Below are 20,670 nucleotides of genomic sequence, written 5' to 3'. Positions count from 1 at the left end.
TGATTTGAACTGCGACTGATTTGAACCGCTGCTGGCGGCCGTTGCCAATGCCGATACGCCCTAGCGCATCAACTCACTGACGATCAGCACCGCGAAGAAGATGACAAGCGCGGCCAAGCCAAACTTGGCGAAGCGCCAGGCGCGGTCGTAGTGCGCCCGGTTGCCGGTGATGAAACCCAGGCCCACACAAAGCGCGATGGCCAGTGCAAGCAATACGACGATCAGGCGAGCAACGACCATCGTTCAGCAGCCCAGGCGCGCGCAGTGTCTGTGCCCGCGATCAGCGCACAGACGATGAACACACAAGGGGTGGAAGCCGACGCTCAAGCGAGCGCCCATTCCTGATGGAAGGCACGCGGTGCGGCGGCCTCCGAATCGAAGGTGACGTATTCCCAGGCATCCTGGCGGGCCAACAAGGCGCGCACCAGTTGGTTGTTCATGCCGTGCCCAGACTTGTGCGCCACATAACGCGAGATCAGCGGGCTGCCGATCAGGTACAGGTCACCGATGGCATCCAGAATCTTGTGTTTGACGAACTCGTCGTCGTAGCGCAGACCTTCCGCGTTCAGCACCCGGTATTCATCCAGCACGATGGCGTTGTCATAGCTGCCGCCGCGCGCCAGACCCGCAGCACGCAAGGTTTCGACGTCTTGCACGAAGCCGAAGGTGCGCGCACGTGCAATTTCACGCGAATAGGAATGCTGAGCGAAATCGATCTCGGCAAAGTTGGCGGTGGCATCGATGGCCGGGTGACGGAAATCGATGGAGAACGCCAAGGCAAAGCCGTCATGCGGCTCAAGACGCGCCCACTTGGCAGCTGCGCCCTCGCCTTCACGGACTTCAACGGTCTTCAAGACCTTGATGAAACGCTTGGCGACCGGCTGTTCTTCAATGCCTGCCGATTGGATCAGGAACACGAAGGTGCTGGCACTGCCGTCCATGATCGGCACTTCTTCGGCCGTCAGGTCGACATGCAGATTGTCGATGCCCAACCCCGCGCACGCAGACATCAGATGTTCGACGGTCGATACGCGCACCTTGCCACGCTGCAAGACCGACGCCAGACGGGTGTCGCCGATCTCAAGCGCATCTGCCGGAATGTCCACGGGCTGCTCAAGATCGACACGATGAAACACGATGCCCGTATTGGGTGCCGCCGGGCGCAGCGTAAGCTCGACCCGTCGTCCTGAATGCAGTCCGACACCGGTCGTACGGGTGATGCTTTTAATCGTGCGTTGGCGCAGCATGTATCGTCGTCACAGAGCGCTTGAAGACAAGCGTAGTTCAAGGAAGCGTATTTTTTTGCAGGACTTGCCGCCTGCTTTGGTGCTGGCCGTGATGCAAACGCTAGTGCGAACGCATCTCGACGCTGACCTTTGTTTTTACCGCTGATGCTGCACGTGGTCTCGTGAGCTTAGCCACAAGATGTTAGGCAATTGTTAGATCGGGTGATCGCGACCGACAAAGCGCCGCGAAAACCGGCGACAGGCTTCGGGAATACCGAGCTTGCGCCAAACAATGGTTGCCTGAGCAGCAATCAAGCATTGTAGCGTCGCTGTCACAGTCGGGCCAATGGTTTTACGCGATGGCACCGATAGGCGCGGTCGATGCCGCGTCATGCTTGACCCTGCATCGTGTCACCAGGACAACACGGGCCTGATCGATCCAGGCCCGTGTGACTTGCGATGGTCTTGACCCAAGTCCTGCCAGGTCCGGTCATCCCCTGACCAGACCCATGCAAGCTCAGACCTGCGCCAACAACGTATCGGCGTCGCTGACTTCGAACTTGCCTGCTGCTTCCACGTTCAGCTGGGTCACCTTGCCATCTTCCAGCACCATCGAATAACGCTGCGAACGGGTGCCCATGCCACGTGCGTTCAAGTCCAGTTCCAGACCCAGTGCGCGCGTCCAGATGCCCGAACCGTCTGCCAACAGACGGACCTTGCCCTGTGCGCCCTGTTCCTTGGCCCAGGCACCCATCACGAATGCGTCGTTGACCGACACGCACCAGACTTCGTCCACGCCCTTGGCGCGGAATGCATCGATCTGCTGCACGTAACCCGGCAAGTGCTTGGCCGAGCAGGTCGGCGTGAAGGCACCCGGCACGGCAAACACGGCGATCTTTTTGCCGCGCACCAGGTCTGCCACCTGGAAGGCGTTGGGGCCGAGCGCGCAGCCTTCGGTCTCGACCGGAATGAATTCGGTGAGGGTTGCGTCGGGAACGTTGTCGCCAATCTTGATCGTCATGCATCTGCTCCTGAAAATGACAACGCGCGCCAGACTGGTGTCAGGCGCGCGTTGAAAAAAATGAGTACCTCAGACAATCGATGCCTGTCCGCCGTGGCGGAAACAGCCCGTCAAGATCAACGGGCTGCCAGGTCGTGGCCTTGACCAAGAATCAGTCGGCTTGCTTGCGCAGGAAGGCCGGGATGTCGAGGTGTTCCATGCCCGAGCTTTCCAGCGCCTGGACACGTTGCACAGCGTCGCGCGGATTGCGGAACACCGTCGGCGTGTCGTAGTCGTGGTAGTTGGGCGAACCGCCAACGTTGCCACCACCACCGCCGCCACCGCCCAGGTGAACCGACATGTTGTCGGTACCCGTGCGCAGTTGCGGCATGGCGCTTTGCACCAGTTGCGGTTTGGCCTTGGCACGGCCCAGGCCGGTTGCCACGACGGTCACGCGCAGGTTTTCACCCATGGCTTCGTCGTAGGCCACGCCGAAGATCACGGTTGCTTCTTCCGCTGCATAACCGCGGATGGTGTCCATGATCTCGCGCGTTTCGCGCATCTTCAGCGAACGGCTGGCAGTGATGTTGACCAGCACGCCGCGCGCGCCGTTCAGATCGATGCCTTCCAGCAGCGGGCAGGCGATGGCTTCTTCGGCCGCCACACGTGCACGGTCGACGCCGGATGCGAGCGCGGTGCCCATCATCGCCTTGCCTTGCTCGCTCATGATGGTCTTGACGTCTTCGAAGTCGACGTTGACGTTGCCGTCGACGTTGATGATTTCGGCAATACCTGCGCAAGCGTTGTTGAGCACGTCATCGGCGTTCTTGAAGCACTCGTCTTGCGTCGCGTCTTCGCCCATCACGTCATACAGCTTTTCGTTCAGCACGACGATCAGCGAGTGCACGTGCTGCGACAGCGCCTCGATACCTTCTTCGGCCATGCGCATGCGCTTGCTGCCTTCGAAGCCGAAAGGCTTGGTGACCACAGCAACCGTGAGGATGCCGAGTTCCTTGGCGATTTCAGCGACGACCGGGCCTGCGCCGGTGCCGGTACCACCGCCCATGCCGGCAGTGATGAAGACCATGTTGGCGCCTTGCAGCGCTTCACGGAGTTGATCGCGTGCGCTTTCAGCAGCGGCTTGGCCCTGAGCCGGCTTGGCACCCGCGCCCAAGCCCGACTTGCCGAGCTGGATCTGGACCGGCGCGCCGGTGCGCGACAGCGCTTGTGCATCAGTGTTGGCGCAGATGAAATCCACGCCTTGCACGCCACGACCGATCATGTGTGCAACTGCATTGCCACCCGCGCCGCCCACGCCCACGACCTTGATGACCGTGCTCTTGGTGTCGGTTTCTAGCATTTCAAAGTTCATGTTGTGCCTCCTGGGTTGCGGGCGGAGAGTGGGTGCGCAGAAAACGTGAAAGGTGAAAAGTGATCCGGGGTGGGCCGGCCGTGATACCTGCCAGCAGGTTCACGCTTCACGTTTCATCTTCTCTGCTTCACTCTGGTCTCCGCCAGCGATAAATTTTAATAGGTGACGATCGTTTTTTGGTACTGGGCAACTGCCAGACGCACGACTAATTACAGTGGACAGCAATACTGCCAATTACTGCGCGTTCAAGGCGGGTTCTTGTCATAAATAAAGTGTTAGAAATTCCCCAGGAACCACTCTTTCATGCGTGCGAACACGCTCTTGAAATTGCCGGTCTGCTGAGCAACTCTACGACCACGCATGCGTTGCATGCGCGCTTCTGCCAACAAGCCCATCACGGTCGAGAAGCGCGGGCTGCGCACCACGTCCGCCAGGCTGCCGTCGTACTCCGGTCCGCCAAGGCGAACCGGCTTCAAAAAGATGTCTTCCGCCAGCTCGACAATGCCGGGCATCTGCGAGGTCCCGCCGGTCAGCACGATGCCCGATGACAACAGTTCGTCGTAGCCCGATTCGCGAATCACCTGCTGCACAAAAGTCAGCAGTTCTTCAACGCGCGGCTCGATCACGGCACCCAGTGCCTGACGCGACAACTGACGCGGACCACGGTCACCCAGACCCGGCACTTCAATGCGTTCATCAGGGCTTGCCAACACTTGCTTGGCCACGCCATATCGCAGCTTGATTTCTTCCGCATCGGGAGTCGGTGTGCGCAGTGCCGCCGCCACGTCGCCCGTGATCTGATCGCCAGCGATCGGGATGACTGCAGTGTGGCGGATTGCACCACCGGTGAAAATGGCAATATCCGTAGTACCGCCACCGATATCGACCAGCGCCACGCCCAATTCTTTTTCGTCGGCAGTCAGGCAGGCCAGACTGGAGGCCAGCGGTTGCAGGATCAGATCCTGCACTTCCAGGCCGCAACGACGCACGCACTTGACGATGTTCTGCGCCGCGCTGACCGCACCGGTGACGATGTGCACACGCACTTCCAGGCGAATGCCGCTCATGCCGATCGGCTCGCGGATATCTTCCTGGCCGTCGACGATGAACTCTTGCGTCAGCACGTGCAGCACTTGCTGGTCGGTCGGAATGTTGACCGCCTTGGCCGTCTCGATCACCCGCGCGACATCGGTCGCCGTGACTTCCTTGTCCTTGATCGCGACCATGCCGCTGGAGTTGAAGCTGCGGATGTGACTGCCCGCAATGCCGGTGAAGACATCGCGGATCTTGCAGTCGGCCATCAGTTCGGCTTCTTCAAGCGCACGCTGAATGGAATTGACGGTGGTCTCGATGTTGACCACCACCCCTTTGCGCATGCCGCGTGATTCGTGCTGGCCCAGACCGAGCACTTCAAACCGGCCTTCGGGCAGCATCTCGGCGACGACGGCGACCACCTTGCTGGTGCCGATGTCCAGCGCGACGATCAGGTCCTTGGTTTCTCGTGTCATTGTGGTTTCTTAGGAGCTTGCTGATTTGAAGACTGCGGCCGTGCACCCGCGCGAGGCGGCGGAGCAGGTGGCGGCACAGCGCGAACGGCAAAGCCGTTGGGATAGCGCAGGTCGGCGTGTTCGATGCCGCGTCCCAGCCTGGCTTCGAGCACAGGCAGCGACTGCACCAGACGCGTCACACGCGCGTCGAGCGGCAGTGAATCGGTTCCGAACTGAGCGCTCGGCTCGCGCCCCAGGTCGACGGTCAATCCGTTCGACAATTCGACCTGCCATGCATAACGATTGCTCAAGGTCACGACCGTCGGCTCGGCCTTGAGCGGCTCGAACCATTTGCGCAGCTCTGCATAGCGCTGCGCAACCAGCCGTTCCGCGCCGTCCGGCCCCGCCAAGGCCGGCAGATCGCCGCCGTCCTCGGCTTCGCCCAGGTTGGCCGTGAACGGCTCGCCATAGATATTGAGCAACCGATTTTCGTTCCACAGGCTCATGGCCTGCTGTTCTTCCACTTGCACCACCAGCCCGTTGGGCCACTGGCGACGCACCGATGCCCGGCGAACCCAGGGCACCGATTCGAATACTTGCCGTGCCTGATCCAGATCGACCGTGAAGAAGTTGCCTTCCAGCCGACCGGCCACGGCTGCCCGCACGGCGGCGGGCGTGACGTGCTGCAGGCGCGTCTGCACGCCATCCAGTTCGATGCTCTGCAATGCGAATACTGGCCGTTGCACCAGCCAGTACACGGTCGACAGCCCGAACGCAGACACCACCAACACGTAGATCGTGTTGGCCAGCAGGTTCAGGGCGCGCGAGTCGTTCCACACATAAGCTCCGGTTCAGGCTTGCAGCGGGTGCGCCGCCGACACCTTGCAGCGCGCGCCGCGCAGGATCTCGACGCAGACCGCTTCGTAACTCATGCCGGCGGCGCGTGCAGCCATCGGGACCAGCGAATGCCCGGTCATGCCGGGCGAGGTATTGATTTCCAACAGATAGGGTTGATTGTCGGCGTCGAGCATCACGTCTGCGCGGCCCCAGCCTTCGCAGCCAAGCGCGCGGTAGGCCTGCACGCACACTGCTTGAATGCGCTCGGTCAGGTCTGCAGGCAACTCGGCCGGGCAGATGTACTGCGTGTCGTCGGTGAAGTACTTGTTCTGGTAGTCGTAGTTGCCTTCGGGTGCCACGATCTCGATCACCGGCAGCGCATGTGCGCTGCGGCCGGTACCCAGAATGGCGACCGTCAGTTCACGACCGGTGATGAAGGACTCGGCCAGCACCACATCTTCGAACTGGGCAGCCTGCGCGAAACCGGCGCGCACGTCTTCGGCGGCAATGACCTTGACCACGCCCAGCGTCGAGCCTTCATGCGGCGGCTTCATGATCAGCGGCAGGCCAAGCGTGCCGGCAACCGGCAGGAAATCGCTGTCGGCATCGAGCAGCACGAAGTCCGGCGTGGGGATGCCTTGCGAGATCCACACGCGTTTGGTTGCCACCTTGTCCATTGCCAGTGACGAGGCCAGCACGCCGCTGCCGGTATAAGGAATACCCAGCAATTCCAGCGCACCCTGAATCGTGCCGTCTTCGCCATAACGACCATGCAGCGCAATGAACACGCGCGCAAATCCTTCGTCGGCAAGCTCTGCAAGCGAGCGCTCGCCGGTATCGAACAGGTGCGCATCGATGCCCTGGCTGCGCAAGGCCTTGTGCACGCCCGTACCCGACATCAAGGACACATCGCGCTCGGCCGAACGACCGCCGTACAGCACGCCGACCTTGCCGAAGTCATGCTTTTCAGCTTGCTTGGCCGTCTTTGCATTCATGCCGATACCTCTGCCGAGTTGAAGCGCTCTGCCAGCTTGTAAGGCACGGCACCGACAGACCCGGCACCCATCACGATCACCACGTCGCCGTCCTGCACGAAGTCGAGGATGGCCTGGGGCATGTCGCCGATTTCTTCCACAAACACGGGCTCGGTGCGGCCCGCCACGCGCACGGCGCGTGTCAGGGCACGGCCATCTGCGGCCACGATCGGCGTCTCGCCCGCGGAATAGACTTCGGCCAGCAGCACGGCGTCGACCGTGCCAAGCACCTTCACGAAGTCTTCGAAGCAGTCACGGGTACGCGTGAAGCGATGCGGCTGGAACACCAGCACAATGCGACGTTCCGGATAGGCACCGCGTGCCGCCGACAGCGTTGCCGCCATCTCGACCGGGTGATGACCGTAGTCGTCGATCAGGGTGAACTTGCCACCGGCAGCCACCGGGAAGTCACCCAGTTGCGTGAAGCGACGACCCACGCCACGGAAAGCGGCCAGCGCTTCTGCGATGGCGGCGTCGTCGACACCCAGCTCGGTTGCCACCGCGATGGCCGCCAATGCGTTCAATACATTGTGCAGACCAGGCAGGTTCAAAGTGATGCTGATCGGTGCAAGTTCGACCTCGCGATCACGGCGCAAGACGTCAAAGCACATCGTGGTGCCATCGGCGCGCACATTGACGGCACGAACCTGTGCATCGGCATGGAAACCGTAAGTCGTGACGGGACGCGAGATGAAAGGCATAATCTCGCGGACATTCGCATCATCCAAACAGATTACTGCAGTGCCATAGAAGGGCATGCGCTGCGTGAATTCGACGAAAGCGCTCTTCAAACGCGCGAAGTCATGACCATAGGTATCCATATGATCGGCGTCGATGTTGGTGATCACTGCCATCACCGGCAACAGATTCAGGAACGATGCGTCCGACTCGTCGGCTTCGACCACGATGTATTCGCCCTGCCCCAGCTGCGCGTTCGCGCCGGCCGAATTCAGTCGTCCACCGATCACGAAGGTCGGGTCCAGGCCACCGGCAGCCAGCACACTGGCCACCAGACTGGTGGTGGTGGTCTTGCCATGCGTGCCGGCCACGGCAATGCCGCGCTTCAGGCGCATCAATTCAGCCAGCATCACCGCACGCGGCACCACGGGAATACGTCGCGCACGCGCCGCGATCACTTCCGGGTTGTTGCTGGCAACGGCAGTCGACGTGACGATCGCGTCCACGCCCTCGATGTTCTCGGCCTGATGGCCTTGCACGATGCGCATGCCCAGCCGCGCCAGGCGCTGTGTGGTCGCGTTGTCGGCCAGGTCGGAACCGCTGATCGCATAACCGAGGTTATGCATGATCTCGGCGATGCCGCTCATGCCCGCGCCGCCGATGCCAACGAAATGAATGTTCCGAATCCGATGTCTCATGCTTTTTCCGTGCCGGCGGCGGCTTCGCAGATGTCGGCGATGCGCGTCGTCGCGTCGGGGCGCGCCAGCGCATGTGCGCGTGTCGCCACCCCAGTCAAGGTGTCGCGGTCGAGTCCGGCCAGCCATTCGGCCAGCCACTCGGCGGTCAACACCGATTGTGGTTTGATCCAGCCAGCCTGTGCGTTCACCAGGAAAGCCGCGTTCGTGGTCTGGTGATCGTCAACCGCATGCGGGAACGGCACCATCAGCGCAGCAGCCCCCACGGCTGCCAGCTCGGCAACCGTCATGGCCCCCGACCGGCAGATCACCAGATCGGCATCGGCATAGGCCTGCGCCATATCAGTGATGAAGGCGCGGCAATCCGCGTCTACCCCTGCCACGCCGTAAGCCGTCTTCAATGCAGGCAGATGCTTTTCGCCCGCCTGATGAATGACGATGGGACGCGCTGCAGCAGGCATGCGACCCAAGGCCTGCGGGACCGCAATATTAAGCGCCTGCGCGCCCAGACTGCCGCCCACCACCAGAATTTTCAGCGGACCGCTGCGACCGGCAAACCGGGCAGCCGGTGTCGGCAAGACGGTCAGCTCAGCACGCACCGGATTGCCGGTATGTTCGCCTTTCAAGGCTCCCGGGAAACCCGTGAGCACGCGGCGCGCAAGACGCGCCAGCACACGGTTGGTCAACCCGGCGACCGAATTCTGTTCGTGCAACACCACCGGCACACCGCGCAAGGCAGCCATCACGCCGCCCGGGAATGCCACGTAGCCGCCCATGCCCAAGACCACATCGGGACGATGGGTGCGCAACTGGCCCCAGGCTTGCGCAAAACCGCGTGCCATTACAAAGGGCAGGCGCAACACGGTAGCCAGGCCCTTGCCGCGCAGGCCGGCAAAGCGCACCGGCGCAAGCGGGTAACCATGCGTAGGCACCAGTCGGGCTTCCATGCCCTCGGGGTTGCCCATCCAGACAACCTTCCAGCCACGATCGCGCAGCACCCCGGCAACCGCGAGGCCCGGCATGATGTGTCCGCCCGTGCCGCCGGCCATCACCATCAGCGTGCGCTGCCTGGTGTGATTTGCCTGGACTTGGCTCATGGCCGTCCTCCACGCATCAACACGCGGTTTTCGTAGTCCACACGCAGCAAGATGGCGAGCGCCACAATATTCATGATCACACCCGAGCCGCCGTAACTCATCAGCGGCAAGGTCAGTCCTTTGGTCGGCAGCAAACCGAGGTTCACGCCCATGTTGATGAAAGTCTGTCCGCCGAACCACACGGCCACGCCCTTGGCGACCAGGCCGCTGAAGGTGCGGTCCATGGCAATGGCCTGGCGGCCGATCTCGAAGCCCCGGCGAACAATGAAATAGAAGGTGGCGATCACGGCGATCACGCCGACGAAGCCCAGTTCTTCACCCACCACGGCCATCAAGAAGTCGGTATGCGCTTCGGGCAGGTAGTACAACTTTTCGATGCTGGCACCCAGGCCCACGCCAAACCATTCGCCACGACCGAAGGCGATCAGCGAGTGCGACAACTGGTAGCCCTTGCCCAGCGCGTTGACCTCGGTCCACGGGTCGAGATAAGCGAACAAGCGCTCACGACGCCACGGGGCCAGCCAGATCAGCAGCCCGAAGGTGCCGATCACCACTGCCGCCAGGCCACCGAACAACTTGCCGTTGATGCCGCCCAGGAACAAGGTGCCCATCGCGATCATCACGACCACCACGAACGCACCCATGTCGGGTTCAAGCAGCAGCAAGATGCCGGTTGCGCCCATGGCAAACGCCATCGGCACAAAGCCCCGGAAGAACTCGTGCATGTATTCCTGCTTGCGCACGGTGTAGTCGGCGGCGTAGATCACCACGGCCAACTTCATGATCTCGGATGGCTGCACGTTGAAGAAGCCAAGCGGAATCCAGCGGCTTGCACCATTGACCTGACGACCGATGCCCGGCACCAACACCACGATCAACAAGAACGCCGCCACCAGGAACAGCGGCATCGCAAAGCGCTGCCAGCGCTCCATGCTGACCGAGAACGCCATCACCGCGCACAACATGCCGATGGTGATGAAGATCGCGTGGCGCGCCACGAAATGGAAAGGCGAATAGCTGGAGAACTTCGGTGAATCAGGCAGCGCAACCGACGCCGAGTACACCATCACCAGGCCGAACATCAGCAGGCCGAGCACGGCAACGACCAATTGCGCGTCGTAGTCGAGCATGCGCGTGCGGCCCGGGCGGACCGCATTGACGCTGCTGGTGAGTTCGGCAAACAGGCTCATTGGCTCAGACCTGACCCTTGTCGTTGGCAAGCTCGGTCACCGCGTCAGCAAATACCTGCGCGCGATGGGCGTAACTGCGGAACATGTCGAAGCTGGCGCAGGCCGGCGACAAGAGCACGGCGTCGCCTTCCTGAGCGTAGTCCAGTGAGGCAATGACTGCTGCCGGCAGGCTGTCGGCGGTGATGCACGGCACACCGGTATCTGCCAGGGCCTCGCCGATCACCGGGCCATCACGGCCAATCAGCAACACGGCGCGAGCGTGCAAGGCAACCGGTCGCACCAGCGGCGAGAAATCCTGGCCCTTGCCTACGCCACCAGCGATCAGCACCACGCGCTGGCCCAGACCTTCGAGCGCGGCCACGGTGGCACCCACGTTGGTGCCCTTGCTGTCGTCGATGAAATCGACGCCAAGAATATTGCGCAGGAATTCCACGCGATGCGGTTCGCCGCGATACGCGCGCAGCGCACGCAGCAAAGACGGCCACGACAGGTCGATGGCGCGCGCCAGCATCAGCGCCGCCTGGGCGTTCAACACATTGTGCGCACCACGAACCTGCAAGGCATCCGAGGGCATCAGGCGATTGAGTCGACCTGCGGCGCGCGGGATCACTTCATTCTTCTTGCGCTTGACCGGCTCGGCATCAAAGCCCCGGTCGGCAGATTCAGCCAACCAGGCCACACCATGGCCGTGGTCCACGCCCATGTCGCCTTCCAGCACTGGCAGGTCGTGACCGAAGCTGCGCACACCCAGGTCTTCCAGCTTCTCGACCATGCGCACCACGGCCGGATCGTCGCGATTGACGATGGCCACGCGCGCAGCGGTCAGCAGACGGGCCTTGGCAGCCGCGTAGTCCGCCATGCTGTCGTGCCAGTCCAGATGGTCTTGCGTCAGGTTCAGCACCACTGCTGCATCTACCGCCAGCGTGCGCGTGGTTTCCAGCTGGAAGCTGGACAGTTCCAGCACCCACACTTGCGGCAGCGCTTCGGCGTCTTGCGCGTCCATCAACGCGGTCAAGGCGGCCGGGCTGATGTTGCCAGCAGCACGCACCGACAAGCCAGATGCCTCGACCAACTGCGCGGCCATGGCCGTGACCGTGGTCTTGCCATTGGTGCCGGTCACCGCCAGCATGCGCGGTGCATAAGCGTTGTCAGTACGCAGCGCGGCCAGCGCCTGCGCGAACAATTCGATCTCGCCCACGACCGGGATACCCGCAGCGTTGGCGGCGTCGACCAGTGCCTTGGCCGGTGCGCGTTGCGGTGCCAGGCCCGGGCTGATCACCAGACGCGCCACGCCATCCAGCAGACGCGGGTCCAGCATCGGCTCGGCCGCACCGGGCACCAAGGCGCTGTCGCCCAACACGAATTCAATCGCGGCACCATCGGCACGCAGTGCGTCCAGGCCACCCGGCTCGGCGCGCGTGTCGACCACGCGCAGCCGATCACCCTGGCGCAGGCACCAGCGGGCGGACGCAAGCCCCGTCTCACCCAGACCGACGATCAGGGTAAGCGGAGCCGGCACGATGGATTCGAGTGCTTCAGTCATCGCAGCTTGAGGGTAGACAGGCCAATCAGCACCAACATCATCGTGATGATCCAGAAACGCACGACAACCTGCGTTTCCTTCCAGCCGCTGACTTCAAAGTGGTGATGCAAAGGAGCCATGCGGAAGATGCGCCGGCCTTCGCCATAACGCTTCTTGGTGTATTTGAACCAGCTGACCTGCAACATCACCGACAGCGTTTCGACCACAAACACGCCCCCCATGATGAACAGCAGAATTTCCTGGCGCACGATGACGGCGATGGTGCCCAGCAGGCCACCCAGCGCCAAGGCACCGACGTCACCCATGAACACCTGCGCCGGGTAGGCGTTGAACCACAGGAACGCCAGGCCGGCCCCGGCCAGCGCCGCGCAGATCACCATCATTTCGGACGCGCCGGGAATGTAGGGGAACAGCAGATACTTGGAATAGTCGACGCGGCCCACCACGTAGGCGAACACGCCGAGTGCCGAACCGACCAGCACGGTCGGCATGATCGCCAGGCCATCCAGACCGTCGGTCAGGTTGACCGCGTTGCTGGTGCCGACAATCACGAACCAGGTCAGTGCGATGAAACCGGTCACGCCCAGCGGATAGCTCACGCTCTTGAAGAAGGGCACGATCAAGTCCGAACGGCCGGGCAGCTCCAGCGTGAAGCCGCTCATGACCCATTCCATGAACAGGTGCCAGACGCCCAGGCTGTCAGGTGCGGACACCGAGAAAGCCAGATACACGGACGCCACGATGCCGATCAGCGCCTGCCAGAAGAACTTCTCACGCGAGCGCATGCCTTCAGGGTTGCGATGCACCACCTTGCGGTAGTCATCGACCCAGCCGATCCAGCCAAAGCCCAGCGTGACCAGCAGCACCACCCACACAAAACGGTTGGTCAGATCGGCCCACAGCAAGGTCGAGATTGCGATGGCGATCAGGATCAGACAGCCACCCATGGTGGGCGTGCCGTTTTTCACCAGATGCGTTTCAGGACCGTAGGTGCGCACGGCCTGACCGATCTTCAGCGCGGTCAGTTTGCGAATCACGCGCGGTCCGGCCACCAGGCCGATCAGCAATGCGGTGGCGCACGCCAGCACGGCACGCAGCGTGATGTAGTTGAAAACGGCAAAGAACCGGTAGTCCTTGGCCAGCCATTGAGTCAGTTCAAGCAGCATTGGGGCCACCGATAACAGGGGAAGACGGGTCGGTGGCAACACGCAATGCAGCGATCACGCGTTCCATTTTCATGGAGCGCGAGCCTTTGACGAGAATAGAAGCAGGCCGGGCAACGCGCAGGGCGTCCACCACGGCGTCAATCGAATCGGCATGACGACCGGCCGGGCCGAAGGCCGCAACCGAGTCGGCGGTAGCCGGCCCGAAAGCAAACAGAGATTCAATACCGTGCACGCGGGCGTAGTCGCCCACTTCGCGGTGCATGGCCGGACCCTGATCGCCAACCTCGGCCATGTCGCCCAGCACCAGCGCACGCGGCGCAGGCAAGGCGGCCAGCACATCGATCGCAGCGCGAACCGAGTCGGGATTGGCGTTATAGGTATCGTCGATCAGCAGCTCGCCGGTCGGCAGGGTCTGCCGTTGCATGCGGCCCTTGACCGGTGCGAAGTGCGCCAGGCCAGCGGCGATCACAGCCAACGGCGCATCGATGGCAAGCGCACACGCGGCGGCGGCCAAGGCGTTGCGCACATTGTGCAAACCGGCAGCGGGCAACTCGATCGCAATCGAACCGGCCGGGCTGTTAAGCGTGAAGCGGGCGTTGAATGCGTCACGCACCAGATCGGTCGCGTAGACGTCGGCGGTGTCATCCAGGCCGAAGCGCAGGCGGCGGCGCGTATCGGCCAGCGCATCCCATACCGGGGTGTATTCATCATCGGCCGGATACACCGCCACGCCATCGACCGGCAAACGCGAGATGACCGCACCGTTTTCAAGTGCGACAGCTTCGACCGAGTGCATGAACTCCTGGTGTTCGCGCTGGGCGTTGGTGACCAGCGCGACCTGCGCACCCGTCATTGCCGCCAGGCCATCGATCTCGCCGGGATGGTTCATGCCCAGTTCGATCACACCGCTGCGATGCGCCGCGCTCAAGCGCAGCAAGGTCAGCGGCACACCGATGTCGTTGTTCAGGTTGCCGGCCGTGGCCAGGCGTCCTGGCTCACCATGCCAGGCAGCCAGGATGGACGCGATCATTTCCTTGGTCGTGGTCTTGCCATTGCTGCCGGCAACAGCAATCAGCGGCACGGCAAAACGCGAACGATGGTCGGCAGCCAGACGGCCAAGCGCGCGCCGGGTGTCCTTCACCACGATCTGCAACAGACCAGGAGCGTCAGCCACCGGATGCTTGACCACCGCAGCAACGGCACCTGCCTTGGCAGCCGCAGCTACATAGTCGTGACCGTCGAACTGTTCGCCCAACAAGGCAAAGAACAAATCATCTGCCCGGGTGCTGCGCGTATCGGTGTTGACGCCGCTGAATCCGCGGTTTTTATAGACATCATCGGCCTGATGCAAGACGCCGCCCATGATGCGAGCGGCTTCGGCGAGCGAAACCATGACTTCCTTGTGAGGGGCAGGACGCGGATAAGCGGCCAGCACGCGGCGCGCTTCCGACAGGTCCGAGAACGGATGACGTTCGCCCGCAATTTCCTGATAGGTCTCGTGACCCTTGCCAGCGATCAGAATCACATCGCCAGGCGCGGCAGACAGAATCGCGGTACGAATTGCCTGTGCGCGATCGGCCTCGACCGTCACGGCCGGCGTCGCAGCAGTCAGACCTGCCAACACTTCTTCAATAATGCGCTGCGGTGATTCACTGCGCGGGTTGTCGCTGGTGATGACCAGGCGATCGGCGTTGTCCTGCGCGATACGCGCCATGATCGGACGCTTGCCCGGATCACGGTCACCACCACATCCGAACAGACACACCCGGCGACCTTGGCGCGCACGCGCCAACGGTGCCAGCGCTTCCAGCGCACGCTGCAAGGCATCGGGCGTGTGTGCGTAATCGATCACGACCATCGGCAGTGCCGTGTCGGTAGAGACAGGCTCCAGCCTGCCCGGCGCAGCCTGCGCCGCATTGAGCGAGCTGGCGACACGTTGCAAGGTCCAGCCGAAAGCGCGCAACACGCCAGCTACCAGCAGCAGGTTGGCCACGTTGTGCTCACCCAGCAGATGGGTGGCAACCTGTGCCGACCCTTCGGGTGCCACCAAGGTGAAGACCATGCCCTGGCTGGACGCATTCAGGTCGATGGCGCGCAGGCTGGCATAGGTCGTCGCGGCCGCATCGGCTTGCGCTTCACGCAGCGAAAACCCGACTGCCACCACGCTCGGATCAGTGTCATGCAAACCACGCAGAATCTGTTCACCGACCACGTCGTCCTGGTTGATCACCACGGTGTCGATACCGGGCCAGGCGAACAGGCGACGCTTGGCGGCGGCATAGGCCTCCATGTCGCCGTGGTAGTCCAGATGATCGCGGCTCAGGTTGGTGAACGCGGCAGCGCGCAGCTTCAGTCCGTCCATCCGCCCTTCGACGATGCCGATCGACGAAGCTTCGATGGCCACGGCGGCAGCGCCCTGCGCGTGCATGTCGGCCAGCGTGCGATGCAGCAGCACGGCGTCTGGGGTGGTGAGTCCGGTCGCCAGATGAACACCACCGCTCATGCGGGTGCCAAGCGTGCCGATCACGCCGCAACGAATGCCGCCAGCGGTCAATGCCGTGGCCAGCCATTGGGTGCACGAAGTCTTGCCGTTGGTACCGGTGACCGCGATCACCGCCATTTCCTGCGAGGGGTGTCCGTACCAGGCCGAGGCCAACATGCCCAAGGCAGCCTTCAGGCCGCTGACCGCCAGGCCGGGAACCTGCTTGGCAGCAAGCAAGGCCTGCACATCGTCAGCGTTGACAGCTTCGCCGGCATCGGCTTCATAGATGACGGCAACCGCGCCTTGCTCGATCGCCTGACGAATATGCAGACGGCCGTCGCTGCGCTGCCCGGCGCAGGCCAGGAATACATCACCGGGCTGGATCGCGCGCGAATCCTGGCTCAAGTGCGCGGTGGGCGACACGCACGCACGCAACCAGCCGAGGATCTGCTCGTGCACGGAGTTCATTGCGGCAAGCTGACGGCTCATGTCCGCCCTGCCGGTTTGGCCGGCGCACGTGGCGGAGGCGTGGAAATCGTGGTCAGCGGGGCCTCGGGCACCACCAGCGACTTGAAGGGCGCATCGGGTTCGACAGCCAGCAGGCGCAGCGCACCACTGGTGATCGAAGAGAACACCGGCGCAGCCACCCGGCCGCCGTAGTAACCACCCGAGCTGGGCTCGTCGAGCATGACGGCGACGATGATGCGCGGATTCGATACAGGTGCCAGGCCAACGAAGGAGCCGACATACTTGGATGTGCTGTAAGCACCGTTGACGATCTTGCGCGCCGTACCGCTCTTGCCCGCCACGCGATAACCCGTCACCTGGGCCAGCGTCGAGCCATCGACACCCGCCGCCTCTTCAAGCATGCCGCGCACCAGACGCGCGATCTCGGGCCGGTATACCTGGGTAGATGCCGGCGGCAACAATTGCTTCATGAATGTCAGTGGCACCGTATCGCCATTGCGTGCAAACGCCGTATAGGCATGGACCAGTTGCACCAGCGACACCGACAGGCCGTAGCCATAGGCCATGGTGGCCTTCTCGATGGTGCGCCAGCGCTCGAAGGGTCGCAGACGGCCAGCGACTGCGCCCGGGAAGCCCAGACGCGGAGCCTGGCCGATGCCCAGCGCATTGAATTTGTGCCACATTTCCGTGGCTTCCAGGTTCTGCTGGATCAGGGTCATGCCGATGTTGCTGGACTTGCGCAGCACACCCGTGGTGTCGAGCACGCCATTGCGGCTCACGTCGGTAATCGTGGCACCGGCAAAGCTCATGCGGCCGTTGCCGGTATCGAAGGTGGAATTGGCCTTGATGCGGCCAAGTTCCAGCGCAAGCGCCACCGTGAACGGCTTCATGGTCGAGCCGGGCTCGAAGGTGTCGGTCAGCGCACGATTGCGCAGTTGCGCGCCAGTCAGGCCGGCACGCTGATTCGGATCGTAGGTGGGCAGATTGACCAGCGCCAGGATTTCGCCCGTGCGCGCATCGGCCACAATGGCCGCGCCCCCCTTGGCGTTGTGTTCCTCGACAGCGGCCTTCAACTGCGAAAACGCCAGGTATTGAATACGGCTGTCGATCGACAGGGTGATGTCATGACCGTGCACAGGCTCACGCACTGCCTGCACATCTTCCACCACGCGGCCGATCCGGTCCTTGATCACTCGGCGACTGCCCGGCTGGCCGGCAAGCTGCGAGTCGTACTCAAGCTCCATGCCTTCCTGACCGTGGCTTTCGATATTGGTGAAGCCCAGCAGGTGGGCAACGACTTCACCTTCCGGATAGGTACGCAGGGTTTCCCGTTGCTGGTGAACCCCTTCAATACCAAGCGCTGCAATTTTTTCCGCAATGTCGAGCGGCACCTGCCGCTTCAGATAGACAAAAGTGCGGTCTTCATTGGACAAACGCCGCTGCACATCGCGCAGCGGCTGACCAAGCAGATTTGCCAACTCGGCCTGTTTGGCCGGTGTCGCCTTCACGTCTTCTGGAATTGCCCAGATCGCACGTGCAGGCACACTTGATGCTAGAACCACACCGTTGCGATCACTGATCTTTCCACGCGTCGGCGGCAATTCAAGCGTGCGGGCGTAGCGCGACTCGCCTTGCTTTTGAAGGAAATCGGTAAACAAGCCCTGCAAGTACATGGCGCGCGCGCCAAGTGCCAGGAAACCTGCGAACAACAGGAAGAGGACAAAACGCGAACGCCAGGCGGGCAAGCCCAGCCTGAGCATCGGATTGGTGCTGAAAGCAACGCGTTTCATTGCACGGCTCCGGCCAGGGGTGCGCCAGACACTATCGGTGCGCCATTGGCTTCACGAGGACGAGCCAGGTAGACGGTATGACCGGGAGTCACCGCTTCCATCTTCAACTGGTTTCGGCTGACCTCATCAATCAGCGAATGCTTGGCGTTGGCAGTCTGATCGAGCTGAAGCTGACGCCACTGAACGTCCAGTTCGCGTGCCTCGTTCTTGCCGCGTTCCATTTGCACGAACAGGCGACGCGCCTGGTACTGGCTGGTAACCAGTGCCATGGCGCTCACCATCAGAGCAACGGCGAGAAGAAAAGACAGGCGGCCCATGCTGCTGTCTCAACGACGGCTGGTACGTGCCGACTTTGCACCACGGGGTGCAGGCCGACGAGCGTGGGCGGAGGCTGACGTCGGGCTATTGCCCAGCACAACCAGTGCAATGTCGCTCAGGAACGCTTCACCACCGGCGTCCGACAAAGGTGTGGCGGTGCGTTCAGCCACGCGCAGCACGGCAGAGCGTGCGCGCGGGTTAGCGGAGACTTCTTCATCATCGGGCAGTACACGGCGTACTGCCTTGACGACAGGCTGCGGCAATTCGGACTCGCGCAGGGGCAAGCGTGCCATGGCCGCCCCCGGGTTGGCACCAGCAGCAATAAACTGCTTCACCATGCGATCTTCAAGCGAATGAAAGCTGATCACCGCCAGCCTCCCCCCAACCGTGAGTAAGTTCAGAGCAGCCGCGAGCGCGTGCGGCAACTCTTCGAGTTCCCGATTGATGAAAATCCGTAGAGCTTGAAAGGTCCGGGTGGCCGGATGCTGGCCTTTCTCCCGCGTGCGGACTGCACCAGCAACGAGTTCGGCGAGCTCGCCCGTGGTGGATATAGGCCGTTCCGCGCGGCGAGCATCAATCGCCTTTGCAATCTGGAGAGCAAACCGTTCTTCCCCATAGCGTGCTATGACCTCCCGCATATCGTCGATGCTTGCATCAGCAAGCCATTGCGCGACCGTCAGGCCGCGCGTCGTGTCCATCCGCATATCGAGCGGACCGTCGCGCATGAAGGAAAAGCCACGCGACGCGTCATCGATCTGCGGTGACGAGATGCCGAGGTCCAGCATCACGCCATTGATCTTGGTAATTCCACGTGCAGCCAATTCAGACTGCAGCGTTTCGAAGCCTTCGTGGACGACCGTTACCCGGGCGTCCTCACGTGCCAGCGCTTCTGCGGTTGCAATCGCCTGCGGGTCTTTGTCGAAGACCACCAGACGAGCGGTCGGGCCCAGGCGCGCCAACAGGCCGCGCGAATGACCGCCACGACCGAAGGTGCAATCGACCCAGACGCCGTCTTGCGCCAGGTCGCCGGCAACTTCGGACAACGCATCCAGCGTCGGCGTCAGCAGCACTGGCCGATGAGTGAATTCGGTTTGCACTGTCAAAACGAGAATTGGCTGAGAACGTCAGGCATACCCTGCTCGAGCGCTTCCTGCTCTTGACGGGTATAGGTGGCTGCATCCCACAACTCGAAGTGCGCGCCCATGCCGAGCAGCATCACATCCCGAGTCAGGCCAGCAGCAGTGCGCAGTTCAGGGGCAATCAAAATACGGCCTGCAGAGTCGAGTTCAAGGTCTTGCGCGTTACCGAGGAGCAAACGTTGCAACGCGCGCGCCTGCATCGGAAAGGCGGCAATTTGATCGCGCTTCTGTTCCCACACCGGGCGGGGGTAGAGCAAAAGGCAACCGTCGGGGTGTCGGGTCAGTGTCAGGCGTCCGTCAGCCTGCGAGGTCAGTGCGTCACGATGACGCGTAGGCACGGAAACCCGTCCCTTCGCATCCAGCGTGAGTGCGCTGCTCCCCTGAAACACGATGGCTGATCCCCACGTTTTTACACAAAACCCTACTTTTTCCCACTCTACGGGAACCCCCAAGACCGGTCAAGCCGCCGAATCCAGATTTATCCCGTAGTAACAAGGACTTACGCGCACTTTCTAAAGTTGCTTGATGTAGAAATTCTTCAATAAATCAGCGTCTTGTATGGCTTTGTGAATGTGGCGTATGAAGAAGCGTCCAAGCGCATCCTGCCCAGAAAAGGTCACGTCCTGTTACAGAGGACATATGGCTATTTTTAGGCGAATTTAGCGGCGAACTAGGGGGAGTTTGATGCTCATCCAGGCGTCGATCGTAGGACGAAGCAGTAATGCAAGGCAGATCGATAGGCCGGATTCTGTACACTCGGGCGCTCTCGCTGACCCGGGCGGGCAATCATTCCTCTAGGCATGTGGTTACCCACATGCTCAAGCCACCTACCCGCATACTTGGGCGAACCACCCTGGGCGGCCGAAGCCGTACGTATGCCTATTTGGTGTTGCTCCGGATGGAGGTTGCCGCGTTTCACCCTGCTTCGCCGCACCGCTTGCGCGATGCACAGCACGGAGTGGCCGTGCCAGTGCGGATCTTGCGACCCGCCCGCGACGCAGTCTCGTCTCTGTGGCCCTATTCCTCGGCTTCGCCGACAGGCTTGCGCCCACCTGACTCGCCGGGCGGTCGTTAGCCGCCATCCTGCTCTATGGAGTCCGGACCTTCCTCGAAACGCTTGCGCGCCTCGCGACTGCCTGATCTGCCTT

Annotated in this window: 17 protein-coding genes and 1 other RNA gene; all 18 read right to left on the bottom strand. The window is 62.3% G+C overall.

Translation table 11 applies throughout. The features are described from left to right. Window positions 1–60: 60 nt before the first annotated feature. Window positions 61–240 (bottom strand): hypothetical protein, encoded by a 180-nt coding sequence (locus FXN63_RS03700; RefSeq protein WP_148812957.1) that lies wholly within the window; start codon window positions 238–240, stop codon window positions 61–63. Between the two features lie 83 nt (window positions 241–323). Next, window positions 324–1,247 (bottom strand): UDP-3-O-acyl-N-acetylglucosamine deacetylase, encoded by a 924-nt coding sequence (lpxC, locus tag FXN63_RS03695; RefSeq protein WP_148812955.1) that lies wholly within the window; start codon window positions 1,245–1,247, stop codon window positions 324–326. A gap of 496 nt (window positions 1,248–1,743) precedes the next feature. After that, entirely contained in the window at window positions 1,744–2,247 is a 504-nt protein-coding gene (locus FXN63_RS03690; RefSeq protein WP_148812953.1) for a peroxiredoxin, read from the bottom strand. 151 nt (window positions 2,248–2,398) lie between these two features. Beyond that, window positions 2,399–3,598, bottom strand: a complete 1,200-nt coding sequence (gene ftsZ, locus FXN63_RS03685; protein ID WP_148812951.1) for a cell division protein FtsZ — start codon at window positions 3,596–3,598, stop codon at window positions 2,399–2,401. 275 nt (window positions 3,599–3,873) lie between these two features. Beyond that, window positions 3,874–5,106, bottom strand: coding sequence for a cell division protein FtsA (gene ftsA, locus FXN63_RS03680; protein ID WP_148812948.1), 1,233 nt, complete (start codon window positions 5,104–5,106; stop codon window positions 3,874–3,876). Continuing rightward, window positions 5,103–5,924 carry a cell division protein FtsQ/DivIB gene (locus FXN63_RS03675; RefSeq protein ID WP_148812946.1) on the bottom strand — a complete coding sequence of 274 codons (822 nt, stop codon included), beginning with the start codon at window positions 5,922–5,924 and terminating at the stop codon, window positions 5,103–5,105. The genes ftsA and FXN63_RS03675 overlap by 4 nt, the downstream gene beginning before the upstream one ends. A 12-nt stretch (window positions 5,925–5,936) precedes the next feature. Further along, complete coding sequence (locus tag FXN63_RS03670; protein WP_148812944.1) at window positions 5,937–6,917, bottom strand: D-alanine--D-alanine ligase; 981 nt, start codon at window positions 6,915–6,917, stop codon at window positions 5,937–5,939. Next, window positions 6,914–8,332 carry a UDP-N-acetylmuramate--L-alanine ligase gene (murC, locus tag FXN63_RS03665; protein WP_222863997.1) on the bottom strand — a complete coding sequence of 473 codons (1,419 nt, stop codon included), beginning with the start codon at window positions 8,330–8,332 and terminating at the stop codon, window positions 6,914–6,916. Before murC ends, FXN63_RS03670 begins: the two co-directional genes overlap by 4 nt. After that, on the bottom strand, window positions 8,329–9,426 hold the full coding sequence (gene murG / locus FXN63_RS03660) for an undecaprenyldiphospho-muramoylpentapeptide beta-N-acetylglucosaminyltransferase (protein ID WP_222863996.1): 1,098 nt from the start codon (window positions 9,424–9,426) through the stop codon (window positions 8,329–8,331). Before murG ends, murC begins: the two co-directional genes overlap by 4 nt. Further along, window positions 9,423–10,616: a putative lipid II flippase FtsW gene (gene ftsW / locus FXN63_RS03655; protein WP_148812940.1), complete on the bottom strand. Its 1,194-nt coding sequence runs from the start codon at window positions 10,614–10,616 to the stop codon at window positions 9,423–9,425. The genes murG and ftsW overlap by 4 nt, the downstream gene beginning before the upstream one ends. A 4-nt stretch (window positions 10,617–10,620) precedes the next feature. Further along, complete coding sequence (gene murD, locus FXN63_RS03650; protein ID WP_148812938.1) at window positions 10,621–12,159, bottom strand: UDP-N-acetylmuramoyl-L-alanine--D-glutamate ligase; 1,539 nt, start codon at window positions 12,157–12,159, stop codon at window positions 10,621–10,623. Beyond that, window positions 12,156–13,325 (bottom strand): phospho-N-acetylmuramoyl-pentapeptide-transferase, encoded by a 1,170-nt coding sequence (gene mraY, locus FXN63_RS03645; protein ID WP_148812937.1) that lies wholly within the window; start codon window positions 13,323–13,325, stop codon window positions 12,156–12,158. The genes murD and mraY overlap by 4 nt, the downstream gene beginning before the upstream one ends. Next, window positions 13,315–16,296, bottom strand: coding sequence for a bifunctional UDP-N-acetylmuramoyl-L-alanyl-D-glutamate--2,6-diaminopimelate ligase MurE/UDP-N-acetylmuramoyl-tripeptide--D-alanyl-D-alanine ligase MurF (murF, locus tag FXN63_RS03640; protein ID WP_148812935.1), 2,982 nt, complete (start codon window positions 16,294–16,296; stop codon window positions 13,315–13,317). The genes mraY and murF overlap by 11 nt, the downstream gene beginning before the upstream one ends. Next, window positions 16,293–18,065: a peptidoglycan D,D-transpeptidase FtsI family protein gene (locus tag FXN63_RS03635; RefSeq protein ID WP_148812933.1), complete on the bottom strand. Its 1,773-nt coding sequence runs from the start codon at window positions 18,063–18,065 to the stop codon at window positions 16,293–16,295. Before FXN63_RS03635 ends, murF begins: the two co-directional genes overlap by 4 nt. Next, window positions 18,062–18,382 carry a cell division protein FtsL gene (ftsL, locus tag FXN63_RS03630; RefSeq protein ID WP_148812931.1) on the bottom strand — a complete coding sequence of 107 codons (321 nt, stop codon included), beginning with the start codon at window positions 18,380–18,382 and terminating at the stop codon, window positions 18,062–18,064. Before ftsL ends, FXN63_RS03635 begins: the two co-directional genes overlap by 4 nt. A 9-nt stretch (window positions 18,383–18,391) precedes the next feature. Beyond that, window positions 18,392–19,480, bottom strand: a complete 1,089-nt coding sequence (gene rsmH, locus FXN63_RS03625; RefSeq protein WP_148818891.1) for a 16S rRNA (cytosine(1402)-N(4))-methyltransferase RsmH — start codon at window positions 19,478–19,480, stop codon at window positions 18,392–18,394. Window positions 19,481–19,482: 2 nt separating this feature from the next. Next, window positions 19,483–19,911 carry a division/cell wall cluster transcriptional repressor MraZ gene (gene mraZ, locus FXN63_RS03620; RefSeq protein ID WP_187395203.1) on the bottom strand — a complete coding sequence of 143 codons (429 nt, stop codon included), beginning with the start codon at window positions 19,909–19,911 and terminating at the stop codon, window positions 19,483–19,485. 332 nt (window positions 19,912–20,243) lie between these two features. Further along, window positions 20,244–20,670, bottom strand: an RNA gene (gene rnpB, locus FXN63_RS03615) — RNase P RNA component class A.

Origin of the sequence: Pigmentiphaga aceris (genome assembly GCF_008119665.1) — a bacterium.
Lineage (GTDB): Bacteria > Pseudomonadota > Gammaproteobacteria > Burkholderiales > Burkholderiaceae_B > Pigmentiphaga > Pigmentiphaga aceris.
The sequence above is the reverse complement of the archived record's forward strand: the minus strand, read 5'-3'. Positions and strand labels throughout refer to the sequence as shown.